Below are 18,195 nucleotides of genomic sequence, written 5' to 3'. Positions count from 1 at the left end.
CCTCCATCGAACGTCTATTAACCAAACATCCATCAGCCTTGATTCTCTGCGTACTTTTTCAGCTGGCGATTTCGATGCTCCAGAAAGCTTCTCATGTACCTCTTGAGCACGAGCCTTTCCGTCATCCATCCAATGAATCCGAAAGGGGCTTCAAAGATCAGCGTGTCCTTCATCAACGTCTTACCCTGGATATCAACAAAAGCATGCTCATGACGCAGACTTTTAAAGGCCCCCTTCACCATGACATCCGCAAAGTAATGCGGCTTTTGATAGTCCGTTACTTTGGATGTCAGCTCTTGCCTGATAAGAAAATGGGTCGCTTGAAACGTCACGATTTCGCCTTGGCCGATCTTTCCCTCCACGGTACATCTGACGGCTTGTTCTTTGGTATGCTTCCATACCGTTTGGGTATGAAGGATCATATCCCTTGCCAGATCAAAGCATGTCTCCACGGGAACATCGATAAGAATTTCTGTCTTCACAATAACCATTCCTAACACCTCTTCTGCAATATGGCACAAAACCCACCATGGATGAAGTTGAGGTGGGTTTTAGTTGGATTTAATCTCATCCCGTATTTCTTCCAGCGTCTTTTGCATTTCTTCCATTCTTCTGAGCGATGAATACTGATTTCCAATCAAACCAAAAAAGCCGATCGCGACGACAATAACCACCAATAATACGAGCATAAGACCTCCATTGCATCATTTTTTAAATTATCCGGATGTATCAAGCTTAATTTTACCATATTATGGGTCGTAATTCCCATTAAAGTTAACTTATATTAAACTGGCATGCCCGCATTCAAGTTAAATCCACACAGCAATGTTTAAATTTCCGGCCGCTGCCGCAGGCACACGGATCATTTCTGCCCGGTCGCTTTCCCCGGTATGCGGCTGCAGTTCCCTGCTCAAACAGACCTCTCCTAACCCGAGCTGCAAGGAAGTTCATTCGTTCATGCGCATAAGCGTAAACTTGCCGGTAGCTTTCGCAGAAATAGGCCGTCCCGGAGGATTGCATATCATCGCTCCATGTCCTGCTGCGCGGACAACCGCCGTAACAGAGTGAAAGCCAGGGACAGGAAGGACATGACTTTGGCAGTTTCGTTTTCAACTCCACAAATTCGCGGTACAGGGGATGACTCCATATTTCCGTCAGTCGGTTGGCGCCAACATTGCCCACCTTCCAGTCCGGATGAATATAGAAATCGCAAGGGAACACGTCACCGTTCTGCTCCAAAATCAGGGTCTGCGAACAAGACTTTCGGTGAACGCATAATTCGGATTCCCGATGCGCATAAACGCTGAGCATGTTATCAAAGAACCTTTCGGATATGTACGGATTTCCGTCGTTGTACCAGCAATCAAAGGCGGCGCATAAAAAGTCCCCATATTCCTTGGGCGAGATCTCATATTTGCCAGGCTGCGCCGTATGTTGGGAATGAAACCCCATGCAGGGAATGAACTGGACAAATCTGAATTCTTCCTGCTCATAAAACTCGAACAGCTCCTTCGCCTTTCCTACGTTCCCTTTGTGGACTACCGTCAAAATGTTGAAATCCACATCATGGTTCCGCAAGTGCGAAATTCCTTTCATGACCCGATCGAAGCTGCCTCCGCCTTGCGAATCCACTCTTCGAAGGTCATGAATCGCTTGCGGACCATCCAAGCTCACACCCAATAGAAAATGGTATCTATTGAAAAATCGTGCCCACCGCTCGGTTATTAACGTACCATTCGTCTGCAGCGAGTTGCTGATCACCGTATTCGCCGGAGCGTGCTTGGCTTGCAGGGCCACCACCTCTTCAAAAAAATCCAAACCCGCGAGCAGCGGCTCCCCGCCCTGCCACGCAAAGGAAGCCGCCCCTTGGGATACCGACATATACTCCTGAATGAATGAATCCAGCAGTACAGAATCAATTTTCTTGATTGATTTGCCCGGCTTGCCTTTGCATGTGCTGTAATAGCAATAATCGCATGCGAGATTGCAGTCCTCGGAGACCGTTTTCCACATCACGCCGATCGGGCCGTTTTCCATTGAAACACAAGGTGATTCCATAAGGTTCTCCACCTTTTTTCGTATTTGGAATCCATTGTATATGCTCGGAAACGACAAAAGGAGTGATATGCATCACTCCTTCATCTCGGGCTTAAATTCGCCCTTGCTTATAGTTATTCATTTCTAACTCAACTTTTTTGTCAAATACAGGGCTACATCATCGTTAACGATCAGGTTATCTCCATAGGCAAGGTGTTTTTGGCCATCATAAATGCCCCGTCCGTCAGGAATATATCCGCGTTTGGCATATAAAATTTGAGCATGCCCATAATCCGCGAATAAACCGACGCCGATGCCGGCGATGCCTGAACGTTCCTTAATGACCTCCTCGGCCCGATCCATTAATTTTGTGCCGATGCCCTGCCGCTGGTAGCGGATCAGAACGTTAAAGTCATTGATTTCGGGGATGCTCTGTTGAGCGAAGGGAGGATACGAGGAGTTCCACAGGACATTGACATAACCTGCAAATTGGTGATCCACCTCTGCGACAATCGAGACTCTCTCGCCTCTGTGCTGCTCCTCGAGATACCTCGTATATAAGTCGACGGGCTTGTCCCATCCTTGTTCTTGGAACGAGAGCGAAATGATCGCCGGATCTTCTGCTCTCAGCGTTCGAATATGTATATTCATTAGCCATACCTCTCTTCCGGAATCTCTATTTGGGCTACATCTTTCGGGCAGCCTTATCATATCGGACAATTGCCTGTGCCAGTAATTCCCTGTCACGCGCGACGATGAATTTCCCCGTATAGTCATCAGGTTCATCCTGTTCCAGCAGCTGCATAGCTTCCTGCATACTTACCCATTTCAATACAAATCCATCTTTTCGTTCATCTTCCGTAAACTCCGGACAGCGAACCTCTTTAGCAGCGACGGCTAGATAGGCGTACGAAATTTGTAGCAGTTGATATTGGTCTCTAAACTCCATAATCATCCCCACTTCATCGATTACGTCGATCTCTATCCCTACCTCCTCCAGCGTTTCGCGGCGCAAAGCTTCCTGAATATCTTCGGCTTTTTCCAATCCGCCACCAGGTAGCTTATGATAGTTTTTCTGGGATACATGGAGCAGAGCGATTTTGTCGTTTCCATTCAAAATGATGGCGCGGGCAGCCTTCCGAACGTGGTAAGCACCCTTGTCTTCGGAAGGGACCACACCTACATCAGAATCGGTTATTTCTCCGATGAACTCCATATCTTCTTTGGACACCTCCTAAAGCGGCTTGCTTGATGATTCGTTCTCAGATGGTTACCCCGCACGCTTCACCACGTATGTGATGGCATCCGAACCAAGAAGAATTTGCCGGCCGCCTCTCTCGATCGTAAATTCAAGCGATTTTACAGTCGTATAAACCAGCTCCCAGCCTGCATACACCGCAGCAAGTAATTGCTTGGCTTCGCTCGTCGTCATGTTTAATTCAATATTGGGATCGAGTTCCATACCTGTTAGCAGATCTGTTTCACGGATGTTGGAATTCAATACGATACAGTTGATTCCGTCCATTGTAGTGCCTTGAACCATTCGCTCCAGCAACAGATGCAGCTTCGTCAGCGACTCCACATGTTCTAACGCGGACACCGAGACGATGTAATCAAATTCACCCGGGGCAATGTCATAATCGCCAATATCGCAGCACTTCGTTTCGATATACTCATCTACTCCATACGCTTGGCTATAGCGGGTCAGTTTCGTCAACGCAGATTCGAGCAAATCCACGCATATGACGCCCCCTTCTCGTCCTCGTAACGATTCGGCGATCGGGATACTGTTCCTGCCAACGCCGCAACCAAGATCCAGCACCTTGACACAAGGGGATGAATCAAAATTTGAGAGTGCATCTAGGACTGTTTTGACGGGCTTATGCAGCCAGGACCCTTGTTCAAACAATTGATGTGTATTGTAGCAGGTTTCATGATATTTTCTTTCTTCTTCTCGAATCTTCTGGATTCTGCTCTGCATCATTCATCCTCTTTCTCAGGCAAGGGCGTAGACTTCCCCTCTTATCTCCCCTGCACAACCATCATTCAGCTTCTTCCTTCATCGCTTGTCCGATAATATGTTGAATAAACGGAGCTTTAGCTTCCGTATATTTGGCCCGGTCATGCTTGTACTTCTCACCTAAATCCTTCTTCAAACGATGGTATTCTTCCAAGGCATCCGGATGCCGAATCAGGTAGTTGCGGAAGTTCAGGTTCTTGTTCCAGTGGTCTCCCTTGTATTGATATACGTGCAAATGATGCGTCCCTGCCCGCCACGCACCGCGCCGAAAAAATCTTCTCTCCGGAAAATCGGGATGATGCACGAATTCATAGCCAATGCCAGACAATCGGGTGATGTGTTCTTCTTTCAGTTGATCCAGATCCTGAATTCCAACCATGATATCTATGATCGGTTTGGCTCCAAGCCCTGGCACGGATGTACTGCCGATATGTTCGATCCCTAATACAATATCCGATAATGCATCGGATATAAGGATTTTATCTTGTTCATATTGAGCAGCCCACTGCGGGTCATACGCCGAAACGGTGACTTGTTCCACGATGCTTCATCTCTCCATTCTATGGTTCTGTGTGAGTTTACTTCGTAAAATAACCCTTCATTCTTATGATCAGAAACTTCCCAGCGATGAAGACAGCCATTCCGATAACCAGAAGTCCCAACAATTCGACGGTAAAGCTATACGGCCTTGCTATAGAGCCGAAGGATACAGAGCTCTGCAAAGATTCGACAGACGAAATGTTATCGAACGCCTCCGGCACGTATTGGAGTGTCATAAAATACCCCATACCCATTTGCACGCCATAATACACAAGAATCAAAAGGCTGGCGAATAATACGGACTGAATCAGCGTACGCCTCATTTTCAGGACCCCTCTCCCCGTAATGATTTTTCCAAGTAGACTTTATGCGTTAAATTTTTATGTATTCTCCCGTCTTGGCCTTGAATCTTCTCTTCGTGAGTTATTTCTGTTATATGCTTCTGAAGATTGAATACAGCAATATTAATGCTAGTACGATGATACTGACGACTTTGGAACATTTTATCAGCTTTTGGCTTTCAAAAGTTTTGTTCAGCAAAAATAAGAACCCCACAACCCATATGCCATCCTGGAAAAAGTTAATAAAGACATTTCGAATCATATTGAGATAAAAGAATACATAATTCATAAACTTCCCCCTTCATTTTTTACACTTTCAACTGTCCTGGTTACATATGTTCAATGAATAAACAGCTGTTTTCTTGGCGGATAAAACTCAAATCACTGGGTTCCAGTAAAGCTCTGTCCATTCGTTTGTACTCCACGGGCTGTTTTTCGGTTCCCATCCAAAGCGACCATAATTCAATGCTTACACCAGCAGGTAAGTTCATGATGTAGTGATATAACTGCTGCATGCAGTCTGGGCCTAAACTGCCTTCCAGCCAATACACCTGTTGGCTTGTAATATACTGTTCAATCCCGTTTGGGGGATTCGTACAGTGGAATATATGCAGCTGCTCCAAAGCATCTTCAGAATGCGCATACAAAATTTCGGTCTCTTCTTCAAAGTCTTCCCAAGACAGGCCGGCAGGCGGCTTCGCTTTCATACGGGCCAGATCCTTAACTTTAATTTTTTGCACACCTGTACAATCCACTTCCGGTATAGAAGCATTAGCTGCAACAAAACGATATAGGCTCACTGTATACCCCCATGCAATCTGGTGTCTCTCTCAAATGTTTCTTTTCTCAATAGATAAAACCGTTTAACTAGGGCATGGTCATGTTCGTTGATTTCAATCCGCTTAAATCTTCGCTTTCCAAGTCTGCGGTCGATGATCCCGAACGCTTTATAAACCGGGTTGTTGGAGGCAATGATTTCGCGGAAAGGCAGTTGAGGATATTTTTTCAAATTCAATGTCAAATGGCCTGTATCATGCAAACCAGAATTCATAATCGTCTCCACTTCATGCGATTGAATGTTCGTTTCGAAAAAATCTTCATGATAGCCATGCTCGATGCTTAGATCGTGAACAGTGATCGGCAGTGGATTCATGTACCAGTGATAATATCCGCACCCGAAGACCTTCTTCCCATCTAAAGTAATCCATGCTTCTCCTTGAGCGTCATGAGCTTCATGATATCGCGTGACATGTATATCAATCCGACTTCTCAGTTCGGGTGCAATGAAACCCCGGATCGTGGCCCGTAACTGTGACCATGTCATCGAAGCTGCCTCCTTGTTATCGCCTTTTCATCCCTATCCCACAATCGCCGAACCTCGATCAGCCGCTCTTCCTCGAACTCCATCCGATAAATATCCGGTTTCGAAGTTTGCATTAAGAATTCGAAACCGCCATATCGTGAATTAAAATATCCCATCATCAGTGTCATGACAATACCATGCGTGCCGATGACTATTTGGTGTCCTTGATAGTCTCCCAAAATCCTTGTCAATACCGCAACAGCCCGCTTTTGACAGTCTTGATTGGATTCTCCCCCGGGCAACGGGTAAACTGGATCCAAAAACATGCTTTCCAGGTGCGGATCCCCGCGTTCTTTCGTCTCCTTCGGTTTTGGGAGTTTCGCCATGCCTGACTATGTAAATATACGTTCTCATCCTTAACCTCCACACCCCATGATGTCTAATTCCTCAATCTAAAAATCTAACCGTTGCTCGAATCAGTCAAATAGATCGAAACTTTCACTTTTTCTTCTCCAATCCCGATAAAATTCTAATATTAATCGTTCATTTGGCGGCTTAGAATAAGGCTGCTTGGGATATGCCCAATGGCCAAAATCACGCTGCTGATCAATAACCCGTAAGAATGAAGCACGATCGAGGCACCGATAAAATACAATACCGGAGCAACCGCCATTGGAATGGGAATATGAATCATGGGTGAAAACAGAAGCCGATATTCACGTCCCCGGGTGAAGTAGCGAATCCAACCGGCATAATAGAATGCGAGAAAAGCCAACATGACTATGAAAGAAAGAAGCTCATAGGGCCGACTAAGATGTATCGGCGAAAAGATAGGCAACGCAAGCACGCCAAGCCTCCCAAGTCCTTCTGCAGCACGGAGCAGCAAACCTCCACTTTTATCGGATTGTTCCGGTGAATGAACTGGCGGCATGATGAAGAAAAACAGATTTGGAAGGAATACAGCCGCCGGGATACTTAAACTGATGAAATGAAGCAATCCACGTCACTCCTCATTTAAATCCTATGTATAGGATAAGGCCATATTAGCGGATGCAATTCATGCTATTGGTCCATAATGGAGCCGCAAGTCAGATTTGCAATGGCTCCGGTCATCGCGTTGGCCCGATCCGATGCCATGAGGACCGCAGCTTGGGCCATATCATGGAGCGTGGGAAGCCGTCCCAATGCGGTTCCTTGTTCCATGTATGTCTTTATTTCATCAGCTCCCGCAGACCATGTTTCCGGAATAGCATCGGACCGCAAGCAGACTACACGGACTCCATCCCGACCAATCTCGCCAGCCAAAGTGCGTGTAAAGGACTCGATAGCCGAGCAAGCCGTTCCGAAGCCGCCGATCCAGTGAAACCGCCGCTCTCTTCCTGACAATACGGCTGAGGAAGCCGATAGAGTTAGAATAACGCCCGCTCCCTGTCGCACCATATGCCGAGCCGCCGCCGTCGCTGTGAGGAAGTGAGTTGTAACCCCTGTCTGAATGGGTTCAACAAATTCAGCACATGGCATCTGGAGGAGCGGGGTTCCCTGCAGGTCTCCCCGAATTCCGATGGCATTAAAAGAAATATCAATGGTGCCTGTCTTGTGCACAATGTCTCTCAAGTGATGCTCAGGTAGCTTCGGGATCAAGCGCATCAACGCAGGCTGCTTCCGCTACACCATTCATGCCGGATATTTCTTGCGCCACAACCTCCAGCTTTGACAGGGTGCGTCCCGCAAGATATACCCTGGCCCCTTCAAGCGCAAAAGCCCGCGCAACCGCACTGCCGATATGTCCTCCCGCTCCATAAATAACTGCGTTTTTCCCTTTTAACAGCATCGTGGCCCTCCTGCCTTCTAGAGAGATTATTTCATTTTATTGTAGTGAATTTCGATGACGTCGTTTTTCAGCATCATTTCATTCTTCTTGAGCAGTACCTCGTACGCGATCTGGTCCACTTCAATCCGATGCTCAGATGTCCATTCATAGGCCAAATCTTGAGAATCGTAAGAGAACGTTTTCCGCGTCTCCTCGCCATTTGTTGAGACCATATTAAAGGTCGTGGCATGGATATGGGTACTGCCGATTTCCAAATGATTGAAACTTCCAAGCACTAAATCCCTCTCCCCAGCTGCCTGTGTTGCTTGATCCGATTCCCAAACACCCATCAATTGAGACTTTGAATCCTGTGCACAGCTAGATAACGACATGGAGACAATACATAACAAGACGGAGCTAAACCACCTCATTATAACGTCCTCCCAGTCATCATCGTTCTGTCCAGGAGGTTCTGACGTATCCTAATTTCATGCCTACCCGTTCCATATTCCGGTGACTCCGAGATAGAAAAGCACATTGTCCCACAACCCATCTGCACCCGCTCCGATACGCTTCATCGATTCTTGTCTCCAGAAGGCGCTGCTGGATGCCTTGGTTGCGAAACTCAGGGAGCGTAGCCGCAAAGGTCAGTGAAGCAATGCCGTTCTTCATATGCATAACGCCTACTGCAGCGGGTTCTTCATTCGCGTAGGCAATATAAAATTTCCAGCCAGGACGTGCATATAACACCTGGTTATTCGCGGCAACAGAAGGAATTCCTTCATCGGGTAATCCGGTTCCCCTGCAGTGAATGGCCGCGTACTGAATAAACTGATCCTCCTGAAGTTCCTCAATGCGAATATGGCTTGGAGAAGTTTCATGAATTTCACGCGGCTCCGTATACAAAGATGCATGGAAGCCGGACTGGTAGTACCCCCGCTCCGACAGCTGCTTCAAATAACGTTGATCCACCAGCGAAGGGACGATTTCAAATTGACCTGATCTTCCCCGGGTTCGGTAGAAATCAAGGATGGCATCCATGCATTCGAGATCTGCACTTGCGATCCCTTTTACGGTGTTAAAAGCAGGCCAAGGCATGGTTCGGCTGTATAACGCCAGCGCACTCCCAAAATGTTTAAGTTCAACCCCTTCCGGGTTGCCCACTCTTTCCTGAATGGCTGTCATTCGGTCCAACATATACTCCATTTCGGATTTTTCGATGAGTTGAACTGTTTCCGCGGTTAATACCTGTGACATTCGCACACCTCATAACAATGATAGGATTTTGTCTGACATAACGATGATTTCATGTGCTTCATGCGATTTATGACTTCAAATGTTTTATGGAAGCAAAATCATTGATCCGGTAACGCCCGCTGTCATAATCGAGTTCGGTAATGGAGCACTCAAGGATGAGCTCGCTTTGTACAGCCACAAAATCAGGATGCCAGACCCGGAGCTGATTTTCAGGTAAAGCATTCACCAAAAAATCCGTGATGAGACCCCCATGTGTTACGATAACGATATGGCTGTCCTGCGGATGGATCCCGGCAAGCTCAGCAAGTAAGGAGGACAATCTGCTGCCAGCCTGCTGTGCGGTATCCCCTATGGGAGGTACGTATGCCGGATCATGCGTGGATCGGTTCCACATTTCTACGAATTCTTCGAATGATTGCCCCGGCAAATCTCCCCAGTTCGCGCGTTCCCGCAGGCGATCATCCGTCACTAAGGGGGATTGGGTCTCAAGAGCAATATACTCTGCCGTTCTCCAAGCTCTCCGGAGTGGACTTGAGACGATGATCGTGACCGGGAGACTCTTGAAAAATCGGGCGGTCAACTGCGCTTGCAGCATACCTGCAGGGGTTATGGACACATCTCCTACAGCTTTTTCCTTGATGGCATGCCTGACGAGATAATAGGTGATGCTCATCATACAGACCTCCCATTCTGCTCCCTCTTGCTCCTATACCGTTTTCTTTCCTCCGTAAAATCCCACCACTGCCTATCACTTTCGCCATGACTTGCCGCATAAACAACCAATCTGAATTGATCCTCCACGCAAGGGTCTATGCCGGGCCCATCCAATCGTTCTAAGTCCTCGAACAGCTGCGCTCCATTTTTGCCTATGAGATCCGTTAAAGAATAATAGCCTAGTCGTATCAGATCACCCGCAAACCGCGGTCCTATCGAAGGAATACTCTGAAACTCCACCCGTGCCTTCAGCTCTTTTGCCCTATGTATTGAAACATCCAGAGCGGAGCTTAGCTCCTGCAAGGATACTTGTTTGATTTCACTTATTTTGATTTTGCATTTCCTGAGCAGTGCTCTCTCCGAATCGGTCAAATCCAGCTTTGGCGTTGTGGGCATTCATCTCATCCCTCTTATCATTTGAATATGCGATATATGATGCAGGTTATGCCATACCAATCTTTGGAGCGCTATATCCAGTGAAATCGTGCCGAGCACTTGGGTTCTCAGCGTTCTTCTAAACTCGGCTTCCGTCATTCCTCTCAGCAAAATTGCAAATCTGGTATGAAGGGCCTCGAGCAGCATGAGAGAGGTTTGTATCGGGACATCGCGATAATCATTTAATTCAGCCCACAAATCTTCCCGATAGCTCGAGGCTTCCGGTTCGTTGTCCGTTAGAGTTCTCTTGAATCGCACAAAGGCATTCATATCGTTGTCGGCCAGATGATGAATGATCTGTTGAATGTTCCACCCGCCAGGGCGGTAAGACGTATGGAACTGTTCCTCATGAAGATGTTTGGTTAAATCCCGTAATGTTCCCGTTAGTCCGGCAATCTGGTTCGTTAGAGCTTTTCGCTGCTCAGCGGATAATCGGGTTATGGGCTCGAAATTTCCGATAGGATATCTGACATGATCCATTCTATCTCCCCCAGACGTGATGGATGACTAATGGTTTTGATCTCTTTGTTTGATTTCCAACAAAATATGATCTAACCGGGATATCATTTTCTCTTGGTTTTCAAGTTGCTTTTTTTGGATGACATACAGGCTGCTGTGGCTCATCAATATGAGGAGTACGAATATGATTAACAAAACTATCATAGGTCGATCCTCCTTTTCACTGCCGATTTCACCATGCGAAACAGCCCCCATATAAATAAGGATAAGCTTACAAACAATAAAAAGGTGTTCCCATTAAAATATTGATTGTTGATATGAATGGACAGTCCGGAAGTAATGGATTTAATGTATGGCCAATCGATCTCCCCAAATTTCTCTTCGTACACACGACTCAGGAAAATACGGTATTTCCGGTAACTCGTCATTTGATAATAAATTCCGATCGTGAAATGTCCGGCAATGATCAGCCATAGGATCACGATTTTCGCACAGGATAGCTTCGTATTCTTGAATAGAGCAACCCATTGAAGGACCAAAATGATAAATAAAATGGCCAACGGGACAAACAATAAAATTGCCGGGTTTCCATTCCCGGAGCTGATTCCAGGTTTAGTCGTCATGGAGTGGCCGAACATAAATAACAAGAAAGTCACTGCCAAATTTACGATGATCAACAGCAGCCTTTTTTTCATTTTCCCTCCGTGGATCGCTTTTTCGGTAAGGACGATTATCATACATTATTTTACAGGAAAATCCGGACTCATGAGGTATGATTTGATGTGATTTTACTAACTATGGAATTATTCTTTGGAGGAGGCTAAACCTTGAAAAAAATGCGATTCATGTTTCTACTCATCTTCATTTTATTATTTTCTAATCAAGCGCATGCCCAGCCGGAATACGCCAAATGGGGGAACATTGCGGTTCAAGAGACGCTGAAACGTTATCAGGCTTCCATCATTGATTATTTGCATGTAGGCCGTACCCAGGCGGCGTCCAATATTACGGAAGAGAAATTCAAACTTCTGCTTCGAAGTGGAACGAAGGAATTTGCAGTATTTGTGACCATTCAGTTTGAGACCTCGACGGAACGGGTCCTTTCTGTCCATTTTGTAGATGTTTATTGAGAAATTCTATGTATGTTCAATCTTGCCGATCAACTCATGAATCCACGTCAATTCCTTTCTCGCACGCGAGCCGGAGAATTGAAAAACCTCACTCAAGAACACATTCTGCTCATCTTGCCTATTCTGACGTCGATCGATATCCGCCAGACGGGTCTCCAAATCTTTTTTTCGCATGTCCAATATGCGCAGCCGGTTTTCTTGAGAAATACGATGGAATAAGGACACCCGAACCAGGAATTCAATTTCGTGCTTGGCGTCCTTTTCGGTAAATTCATTGATGAGTTCGATAATTCTCCGCTTACCGGAATCCGTAATGTCATATATAACCTGATTCGGCTTGCCCTCCTGCTCATTCACCCTCTTCCTGACCGCTCCCTCTTCCGTAAAACGGCGCAGCGCCGGATAGAGCATATTGTGGTTAATCACCAACAAATGTCCAAGGTCATTTTGTATATTCTTTTTTATCTCATACCCATGTTTAGGGGATTGTTCGATCTGCATTAAAATGAGTAAATCAATGTACATAATGCATAATTCCTGCTCTCTCATATGTGATTGTGCCCTGTCTTCTCTCAAGTATTTCGACTGGACTTTTCTTTACTAGCATACCAATTTACGCTTACTGCGGCAATGAAATATGCCTGTTCGAAATACTTGAATTAAACCTTTTGGCATGGGGCGATAGGCGGTTGTTTCCAATAAATACATATGTTAAATTAACATATGCATTGGCAATCGCTGCAACACAAGTCTGCAATCCGGGAGGAAAGTTCCATGCAAAATGAGATTATTTCACTGGCCGGAATCACCCAATTCCGGACAAAATCCGAAGAATATAGCCCCTATGACTGGTACAAACACAAATTGCACAATGAGCCTATCCATTATGATGAAGAAACCAACACATGGCATGTATTCCGGTATGATGATGTCAAGAGAGTATTAAGTGATTACGAAAATTTCTCCAGCGTGCGGACGCGTACAACGCTAAGCGTTGGTGCGGACAATGATGAAGGCAACCGGACGAGCAAGATCAATACCATCAATTCAGATCCCCCGGAGCATAAGAACCGGCGTTCACTCTTGTCCGCTGCCTTTACACCACGGAGCCTTAAGCTGTGGGAACCTCGGATTCAGGAGGTTGTTCAGCAGCTGATTCAAGATATGGGTAACCATGACCAAGAAAGCTTTGTTATTGATATCGTTAAGGACTTCGCCAGCCCGCTTCCGGTGATCGTGATGTCTGAACTGCTTGGCGTCCCATCCAAAGACCGGCAGCTGTTTAAAGAATGGGTGGATATTCTGTTTCTTCCCATCACGAAAGATAATGCGGAAGTCGTTAATGAACAGAAGCGCCAAGCGGCCAAAGAATATTATGCGTACCTCTATCCCTACGTCGTGCAGAAACGCTCACAGCTTGCCGATGACATCATCTCCGATCTCATACAAGCGGAAGTGGACGGGGAAAAATTCACGGATGATGAGATCGTCCGCACGACCATGTTTATTCTAGGTGCAGGCGTCGAAACAACCAGCCAGTTGTTAGCCAACACCTTTTATTCCTTTTTATATGATAACAACGAGGTATACCCTGAAGTACATGCGAACCGTGACCTTCTTCCAGGCACAATCGAAGAAATGCTCCGCTACAGGTTCAACATCACCAAACTGGACCGGACGGTGAAGCAGGACAACCAAGTGCTCGGTATGGATCTGAAAAAAGGCGATGTGGTTGTCGCATGGATGAGCGCTGCCAATATGGATGAACAAATGTTTGAAGATCCATTCACCCTCAACATACACCGTCCTAACAACAAAAAACATCTTGCCTTTGGCAATGGACCACACTTCTGTATGGGCGCCCCTCTGGCTCGAATGGAAGCCCTCATCGGCATCCATTCTTTCATGGAGAGCTTCTCCCGGATTGAACCTGATCCCAGCTTTCAGCTCGAGGAGAATCTGACTACCACGGCCATTGGCCAAGGCTTGACCCGCCTGCCATTAATCGTTCACCGTTCATAGCAGGGAACAAAAAAAGACTCTTCCGACCGATCGGAAGAGTCTTTATTAATTATATGTTACATATGACAGTCGAATGAATTTTGCCCTGCCGTGTTATGGCCCGGTTCCTTTTGAAGATACGCTCCAACCAAGGGCAGACTTTTTAACATAGATATAAGGAGTCTTCATTCCTTCGACTACGTATAAGTCTCCATATCTGGGGTCATTTTTAATGTTTCCTTCTTGAACAGCATTGCTGAAGGCTTGGATCGGATGGAAAGTAAACAATAAGTGCTTTCGAACGGCGAGCTCTCCCGTGAACGAAGGGGAAAATATAATGTAAACCGCGACGGCTGCCCCGGCAATCGTCCAAAGTAACTTTTTCATATTAACCACCTTTAGTAGTGAATTCCTGAATATATTTCATTGTATCGGATCTAAATGTCTCTATGTATTTATTGTCCGTAAAATCACCAATGACTTTTCTCCAGAAGGATATAGCTGGAGTGTTATTCGCCATCTGAACGACTTTCCAATCGGCATGATATAGCTCAAACGCTTTTTTTGCTGCAGCATGGCCAATACCCTTCCTTCTGTACTTTCGGAGAATCATAAAATAATACATGGGTAGGGTCAGGGTCGATATCTAAATTCTCTAATAATACAACCAAGAACCCCACAACCGCCCCTGCCTGTTCTATAAAATACGGTTTCCACCGATCATCTCCCTCCCAGAAGAAATCAATGTTGATTCCAAATGTTCCTTCCGTGTTTACATCCTCATTTGTATAGGGACTAAAATCATAAGAATAAAACTGATATAAATTAGATAGTTTATTTTTAACCGTTGGAGTTACAGGAACAAGCTTCAGGTCCATTTTACCACCCACTATTCTATGTAAGAGTATGGAAGGTTGCCGGTTTACCAGCCTTCTAACTGCTCAACCAGATCTTCATCTAGGTACACTTTATAATTTGTTTTTCGAAAACCGGCAAATACCAATTTCCTTATTTTTTCGATTCTAACCACGTGTACCTCATTTGTTCCTACGGTAAATTCGTATACTTTGGTCAAATGGAATGAAACCGTTCTGAAGTGCTAACGATTCTCCTCCCATTCACATGAATGCTTAAATTCCCCCAAAATTGATTAAAGCTAAAGTCAACTTTATGCCTCTCCTTGTTCCCAACGTCAAATGAAAACTTCATGGTTGTTTGTCCTTTCTACGATAAGGATAGATGGTCTATTTGCTTGTCTAATTCTGCCCCTCCGCCATGGCCTATTACCTTCCGTTAGAGATTGGCGAGTTGAAATTAACATGATAATATTCAAATTATAATCTACGCCGTTAAAACAATACTGAATTGTATAAGTTGGTCCTCCTTGCCTAAGTATTCTTCCCTGCCCAATCTACTGATTTCTTTAAAACCTATGTTCTCCAGCATTCTTCGGGACCGCACATTCGCTTCGTGCGTTTCTGCGTAAAAATGTGTGATACCCCGCTGCTTAACGGCATAATCCATCATGCATCTAGCGGAAATCATTCCAATGCCTTTCCCCCACAAAGTACGCTCACCAATGGCAATGCCTAACTCGGCCGTGTGGTCTTTCATACAAGCCAAATCCGCATATCCGATGAGGTTGCCGTTGTATTCAATTCCCATTCGAATAAAATCATCCGCAGTATTGTTGACACACTGAAGCCACCATCGTTGAAGTTCATCTGGTTTTCTATTTTTCTCCCAACCGTTTGCATCACAAAACAAGTCATCCTTACTCCACTGGTAGACCATCAAGTAATCGTCAGCGATTATTTTCCTTATTCTAATGGATGGTGAACCACAATACATAACGCCCATTCTCATCCCCCTATACCCCGCTTATTCCGCTAAGTGCTCATATTATTCTATAGAGAAGCACTCATTCCATAAACGCCTGCTTCATATTTATATACTACCAATTCACGAACGGTCTAGCCCCCATCCCCATCTATAAAACGACCCAGACCTTAGATATCCCTTATCCTTGGCTGGGTCGTGTGGTCCTCATTTCAAGTGGCTCTCGTATTTTTCCTGCGCGGATGAGGGATTTCTTTTCCCAAATTAACCGAAAAACAAATCTAAAATATTCGAACCCGCTGAAGACTTTTTATTATAAAATTCGGAATAGCCGCAATTCTCGCAGTACACGACGATAAATTGATTGTGCTGAATATCGAACATTTTGGAAAGTCCCGTACCGGTCATGGCTACTTCTTTCGTCCGTGCCTCTTTGCTACCGCACTTGATGCATCCTTGTTCACTCATATGTTATTCCCTCCATATACACGTGTTATCTCCTTATACGGTACCCATCGACGGATGGTTTCGACAATAACAATACGTGCTGCTCCGGATTCCTCAATCTTTTTACAATTCAATTCGGTACATCCCTGCCTCGCCAAGGAAATCCTTTCTAGTCAATCCATGCTCTCCTAACACAATGCGATAATTCGTAATCGTGCCGTCGTGTGAAATCATGATCAGCCGCTTCCGTCTTTCCTGACACCAACCGATCAATTGCTTGGCATACTCCTCAAAAAGCACTGCATCTATTCTATTAATTCCCTCTCCCCAACAGTCCAAACCTAAATCCATAATTTCGATATGACTATAAGAATGCGCAAGCTCATCCTTGGCGTATATCTGGTCACAAGCTAAGGAAGGCAAATCCGGAATTTGCGGGAACATTCTTGGACCTACCAGGGGAGAGATCACAAAGTTATGTTTATTGTCCAGAATCTGAGCCGTCTCAATCGTTCGTCTTGTCGGGCTAACCAGGATCAGGTCATCGTCCGTAAATATCAATTGTTCTCGCAGTTGGCTAACCTGCATCTTTCCGTATTCCGTCAGACCAGGATGTAGAGTATTTAATCGATTCGGATGATCTATGAGATGTTCGCCATGTCCATGACGAATGAATATGATCTCCATGGCATTACCTCCGGGAGTTTTGTTGACTTTTAATCGTTAAGCTAGATACAAATCTAAGGCAAAAATGTAGCAATATAGTGAATCCTCTTATATTCCAATTGGAAGCCAAATTTGTTATACAATGATTTCGCCGCATCGTTCCTACTTTCAACGGTTAACCGAACACTCTCAGCACCTGATTGCTTTAATCGCTTCAGGATTTCTTGTAATAAAGCTTTCCCAACACCGTGCCTTTGCCACTCATTTTTCACAGCAATAGTTGGTATTCGAGCATGAATTCCTCTAAGATTCGAACAGAGAATTCCAATAGGTTCATTAAACTCATTTAAGCATAGCAAGTACAACTTCTCAGAATAACCGGCTCCCTGAAATTCATGAACTACATGCTCTATGCTCTTATGATCCTTGAAGGCTTCATTATAAATATCTGACCAAGCTTTTGCATCATCCACGGTTGGGGGTCGAAATTGAAAATCTGATGATTGGCTGACCATATTATAATCTTTTATATTTTTCAGACGTCGGTTCTCCAAGGTGTTTTGCTCCAGCATTCCAAAGTTAATTCCTATAGCGGATTCTCCAACAATACTTGTGAGCGCGCGGTGTTTGAAATAAATGGGCTTTGCCTCTTGTCTTGCTTTCATTTCGAGTTGTTTAAATATAAAGTTAAATATCGCCGTACCAATTCCACGTCTACGCCAATCAGCATCCACTGTCCCGAAACATGTAACATCGTTACGAATATTCTGTTCAACGAAACTCAAAGAGAAATAACCGACGGTTGATTGACCGATTTCTACAACGAAAGTATTGTCTCGGATTCGTCTACCTGGTTCATCCAAACTTTGTTCAAACTCTATAACAGATATTCCATTCAGCATGTGAAAGGGATCGCGGTTTATCATTTTTACGATTTTTTCAGTATCCGTCCGCGTATGTACTCGAAATGACACATCTATATTCGAAATTGTCATAAATTCACTCCCTAACCCTTCTTTTAGTCAGGTATTCGATCGAATCTCCTACCCTCCATCATAATGACTTTTGTGTCTTTATTAACATCTTTAGGATCATAGACTACACCGTCATTAGGTAATGGTTGGGTCGTATTCATTCGTTTAAAAGTTCCATACTTCGTTGTGATTGACTCGGTGGAATTTAAAATTTGTTGTCTT

Annotated in this window: 29 protein-coding genes and 2 pseudogenes; 2 read left to right on the top strand and 29 right to left on the bottom strand. The window is 45.1% G+C overall.

Annotated features, from left to right (window positions below; all coding sequences use genetic code 11):
* Positions 1 to 32 precede the first annotated feature (32 nt).
* From ACTHPM_RS02485 to ACTHPM_RS02385, 21 genes and pseudogenes are all read right to left on the bottom strand, one after another.
* On the bottom strand, positions 33 to 491 hold the full coding sequence (locus tag ACTHPM_RS02485) for an SRPBCC family protein (RefSeq protein WP_440393598.1): 459 nt from the start codon (positions 489 to 491) through the stop codon (positions 33 to 35).
* Positions 492 to 551: 60 nt separating this feature from the next.
* Positions 552 to 689 carry a hypothetical protein gene (locus tag ACTHPM_RS02480; RefSeq protein WP_440393597.1) on the bottom strand — a complete coding sequence of 46 codons (138 nt, stop codon included), beginning with the start codon at positions 687 to 689 and terminating at the stop codon, positions 552 to 554.
* A gap of 115 nt (positions 690 to 804) precedes the next feature.
* Positions 805 to 2,037 carry an anaerobic sulfatase maturase gene (locus ACTHPM_RS02475; RefSeq protein WP_440393596.1) on the bottom strand — a complete coding sequence of 411 codons (1,233 nt, stop codon included), beginning with the start codon at positions 2,035 to 2,037 and terminating at the stop codon, positions 805 to 807.
* A 144-nt stretch (positions 2,038 to 2,181) separates the two neighbouring features.
* Entirely contained in the window at positions 2,182 to 2,688 is a 507-nt protein-coding gene (locus tag ACTHPM_RS02470; RefSeq protein WP_440393595.1) for an N-acetyltransferase family protein, read from the bottom strand.
* 34 nt (positions 2,689 to 2,722) lie between these two features.
* Positions 2,723 to 3,268: an NUDIX domain-containing protein gene (locus tag ACTHPM_RS02465; protein WP_440393594.1), complete on the bottom strand. Its 546-nt coding sequence runs from the start codon at positions 3,266 to 3,268 to the stop codon at positions 2,723 to 2,725.
* Between the two features lie 39 nt (positions 3,269 to 3,307).
* On the bottom strand, positions 3,308 to 4,018 hold the full coding sequence (locus ACTHPM_RS02460; protein ID WP_440393593.1) for a class I SAM-dependent methyltransferase: 711 nt from the start codon (positions 4,016 to 4,018) through the stop codon (positions 3,308 to 3,310).
* A gap of 61 nt (positions 4,019 to 4,079) precedes the next feature.
* Positions 4,080 to 4,601 (bottom strand): GrpB family protein, encoded by a 522-nt coding sequence (locus ACTHPM_RS02455; RefSeq protein ID WP_440395327.1) that lies wholly within the window; start codon positions 4,599 to 4,601, stop codon positions 4,080 to 4,082.
* 34 nt (positions 4,602 to 4,635) lie between these two features.
* Positions 4,636 to 4,920 (bottom strand): hypothetical protein, encoded by a 285-nt coding sequence (locus ACTHPM_RS02450; protein WP_440393592.1) that lies wholly within the window; start codon positions 4,918 to 4,920, stop codon positions 4,636 to 4,638.
* A gap of 347 nt (positions 4,921 to 5,267) precedes the next feature.
* The gene (locus tag ACTHPM_RS02445) at positions 5,268 to 5,738 is read right to left on the bottom strand and encodes a hypothetical protein (RefSeq protein ID WP_440393591.1); all 471 of its coding nucleotides are present in this window, start codon (positions 5,736 to 5,738) and stop codon (positions 5,268 to 5,270) included.
* The gene (locus tag ACTHPM_RS02440; RefSeq protein ID WP_440393590.1) at positions 5,735 to 6,262 is read right to left on the bottom strand and encodes an SF0329 family protein; all 528 of its coding nucleotides are present in this window, start codon (positions 6,260 to 6,262) and stop codon (positions 5,735 to 5,737) included. Before ACTHPM_RS02440 ends, ACTHPM_RS02445 begins: the two co-directional genes overlap by 4 nt.
* Positions 6,259 to 6,567, bottom strand: a pseudogene (locus ACTHPM_RS02435) (histidine phosphatase family protein); the annotation flags it as partial. The pseudogene ACTHPM_RS02435 and the gene ACTHPM_RS02440, both read right to left, overlap by 4 nt.
* Before the next feature lie 16 nt (positions 6,568 to 6,583).
* A pseudogene (locus tag ACTHPM_RS02430) lies at positions 6,584 to 6,655 on the bottom strand (histidine phosphatase family protein); the annotation flags it as partial.
* Between the two features lie 121 nt (positions 6,656 to 6,776).
* Positions 6,777 to 7,238, bottom strand: a complete 462-nt coding sequence (locus ACTHPM_RS02425) for a hypothetical protein (RefSeq protein WP_440393589.1) — start codon at positions 7,236 to 7,238, stop codon at positions 6,777 to 6,779.
* 65 nt (positions 7,239 to 7,303) lie between these two features.
* Positions 7,304 to 7,855 (bottom strand): SDR family NAD(P)-dependent oxidoreductase, encoded by a 552-nt coding sequence (locus tag ACTHPM_RS02420; RefSeq protein WP_440393588.1) that lies wholly within the window; start codon positions 7,853 to 7,855, stop codon positions 7,304 to 7,306.
* A 7-nt stretch (positions 7,856 to 7,862) separates the two neighbouring features.
* On the bottom strand, positions 7,863 to 8,072 hold the full coding sequence (locus ACTHPM_RS02415) for an SDR family NAD(P)-dependent oxidoreductase (RefSeq protein WP_440393587.1): 210 nt from the start codon (positions 8,070 to 8,072) through the stop codon (positions 7,863 to 7,865).
* A 26-nt stretch (positions 8,073 to 8,098) separates the two neighbouring features.
* Positions 8,099 to 8,347 (bottom strand): hypothetical protein, encoded by a 249-nt coding sequence (locus ACTHPM_RS02410; protein ID WP_440393586.1) that lies wholly within the window; start codon positions 8,345 to 8,347, stop codon positions 8,099 to 8,101.
* Positions 8,348 to 8,501: 154 nt separating this feature from the next.
* Positions 8,502 to 9,308 (bottom strand): GNAT family N-acetyltransferase, encoded by an 807-nt coding sequence (locus ACTHPM_RS02405; protein WP_440393585.1) that lies wholly within the window; start codon positions 9,306 to 9,308, stop codon positions 8,502 to 8,504.
* 67 nt (positions 9,309 to 9,375) lie between these two features.
* Positions 9,376 to 9,981: a histidine phosphatase family protein gene (locus ACTHPM_RS02400; RefSeq protein ID WP_440393584.1), complete on the bottom strand. Its 606-nt coding sequence runs from the start codon at positions 9,979 to 9,981 to the stop codon at positions 9,376 to 9,378.
* Positions 9,981 to 10,418 (bottom strand): helix-hairpin-helix domain-containing protein, encoded by a 438-nt coding sequence (locus ACTHPM_RS02395; protein ID WP_440393583.1) that lies wholly within the window; start codon positions 10,416 to 10,418, stop codon positions 9,981 to 9,983. The genes ACTHPM_RS02400 and ACTHPM_RS02395 overlap by 1 nt, the downstream gene beginning before the upstream one ends.
* Entirely contained in the window at positions 10,419 to 10,937 is a 519-nt protein-coding gene (locus tag ACTHPM_RS02390; protein WP_440393582.1) for a YfiT family bacillithiol transferase, read from the bottom strand. It abuts the gene before it with no gap.
* A gap of 179 nt (positions 10,938 to 11,116) precedes the next feature.
* Entirely contained in the window at positions 11,117 to 11,476 is a 360-nt protein-coding gene (locus tag ACTHPM_RS02385; protein ID WP_440393581.1) for a hypothetical protein, read from the bottom strand.
* A gap of 267 nt (positions 11,477 to 11,743) precedes the next feature.
* On the opposite strand from ACTHPM_RS02385, the gene ACTHPM_RS02380 reads away from it, so the two are divergent.
* Complete coding sequence (locus ACTHPM_RS02380) at positions 11,744 to 12,046, top strand: DUF3889 domain-containing protein (RefSeq protein ID WP_440393580.1); 303 nt, start codon at positions 11,744 to 11,746, stop codon at positions 12,044 to 12,046.
* A gap of 6 nt (positions 12,047 to 12,052) precedes the next feature.
* Here ACTHPM_RS02380 and ACTHPM_RS02375 read toward each other — a convergent pair whose 3' ends face one another.
* Positions 12,053 to 12,571 carry a PadR family transcriptional regulator gene (locus ACTHPM_RS02375; RefSeq protein ID WP_440393579.1) on the bottom strand — a complete coding sequence of 173 codons (519 nt, stop codon included), beginning with the start codon at positions 12,569 to 12,571 and terminating at the stop codon, positions 12,053 to 12,055.
* A 249-nt stretch (positions 12,572 to 12,820) separates the two neighbouring features.
* Between ACTHPM_RS02375 and ACTHPM_RS02370 the strand changes: the two genes are divergently transcribed.
* Positions 12,821 to 14,068 carry a cytochrome P450 gene (locus ACTHPM_RS02370; protein WP_440393578.1) on the top strand — a complete coding sequence of 416 codons (1,248 nt, stop codon included), beginning with the start codon at positions 12,821 to 12,823 and terminating at the stop codon, positions 14,066 to 14,068.
* Between the two features lie 93 nt (positions 14,069 to 14,161).
* Here ACTHPM_RS02370 and ACTHPM_RS02365 read toward each other — a convergent pair whose 3' ends face one another.
* The 7 genes from ACTHPM_RS02365 to ACTHPM_RS02335 form a co-directional block, all read right to left on the bottom strand.
* A complete protein-coding gene (locus tag ACTHPM_RS02365; RefSeq protein WP_440393577.1) occupies positions 14,162 to 14,434 on the bottom strand; it encodes a hypothetical protein in 273 nt (90 codons plus the stop codon).
* Between the two features lies 1 nt (position 14,435).
* Positions 14,436 to 14,660: a GNAT family N-acetyltransferase gene (locus tag ACTHPM_RS02360; RefSeq protein ID WP_440395326.1), complete on the bottom strand. Its 225-nt coding sequence runs from the start codon at positions 14,658 to 14,660 to the stop codon at positions 14,436 to 14,438.
* A complete protein-coding gene (locus ACTHPM_RS02355) occupies positions 14,599 to 14,925 on the bottom strand; it encodes a hypothetical protein (RefSeq protein WP_440395417.1) in 327 nt (108 codons plus the stop codon). The genes ACTHPM_RS02360 and ACTHPM_RS02355 overlap by 62 nt, the downstream gene beginning before the upstream one ends.
* 463 nt (positions 14,926 to 15,388) lie before the next feature.
* Entirely contained in the window at positions 15,389 to 15,898 is a 510-nt protein-coding gene (locus ACTHPM_RS02350; RefSeq protein ID WP_440421534.1) for a GNAT family N-acetyltransferase, read from the bottom strand.
* A gap of 252 nt (positions 15,899 to 16,150) precedes the next feature.
* Positions 16,151 to 16,354 carry a zinc ribbon domain-containing protein gene (locus ACTHPM_RS02345; protein ID WP_440393575.1) on the bottom strand — a complete coding sequence of 68 codons (204 nt, stop codon included), beginning with the start codon at positions 16,352 to 16,354 and terminating at the stop codon, positions 16,151 to 16,153.
* Between the two features lie 102 nt (positions 16,355 to 16,456).
* Positions 16,457 to 17,020: a phosphoglycerate mutase family protein gene (locus ACTHPM_RS02340; RefSeq protein WP_440393574.1), complete on the bottom strand. Its 564-nt coding sequence runs from the start codon at positions 17,018 to 17,020 to the stop codon at positions 16,457 to 16,459.
* Between the two features lie 53 nt (positions 17,021 to 17,073).
* Positions 17,074 to 17,994: a GNAT family N-acetyltransferase gene (locus ACTHPM_RS02335; protein ID WP_440393573.1), complete on the bottom strand. Its 921-nt coding sequence runs from the start codon at positions 17,992 to 17,994 to the stop codon at positions 17,074 to 17,076.
* Between the last annotated feature and the right edge of the window lie 201 nt (positions 17,995 to 18,195).

The sequence above is a fragment of the Paenibacillus sp. SAFN-054 genome, from assembly GCF_051966755.1.
Taxonomy (GTDB): Bacteria; Bacillota; Bacilli; order Paenibacillales; family Paenibacillaceae; genus Paenibacillus_AQ.
Note: the sequence above shows the minus strand (reverse complement) of the source record. Positions and strands in the feature narration are given on the sequence as shown.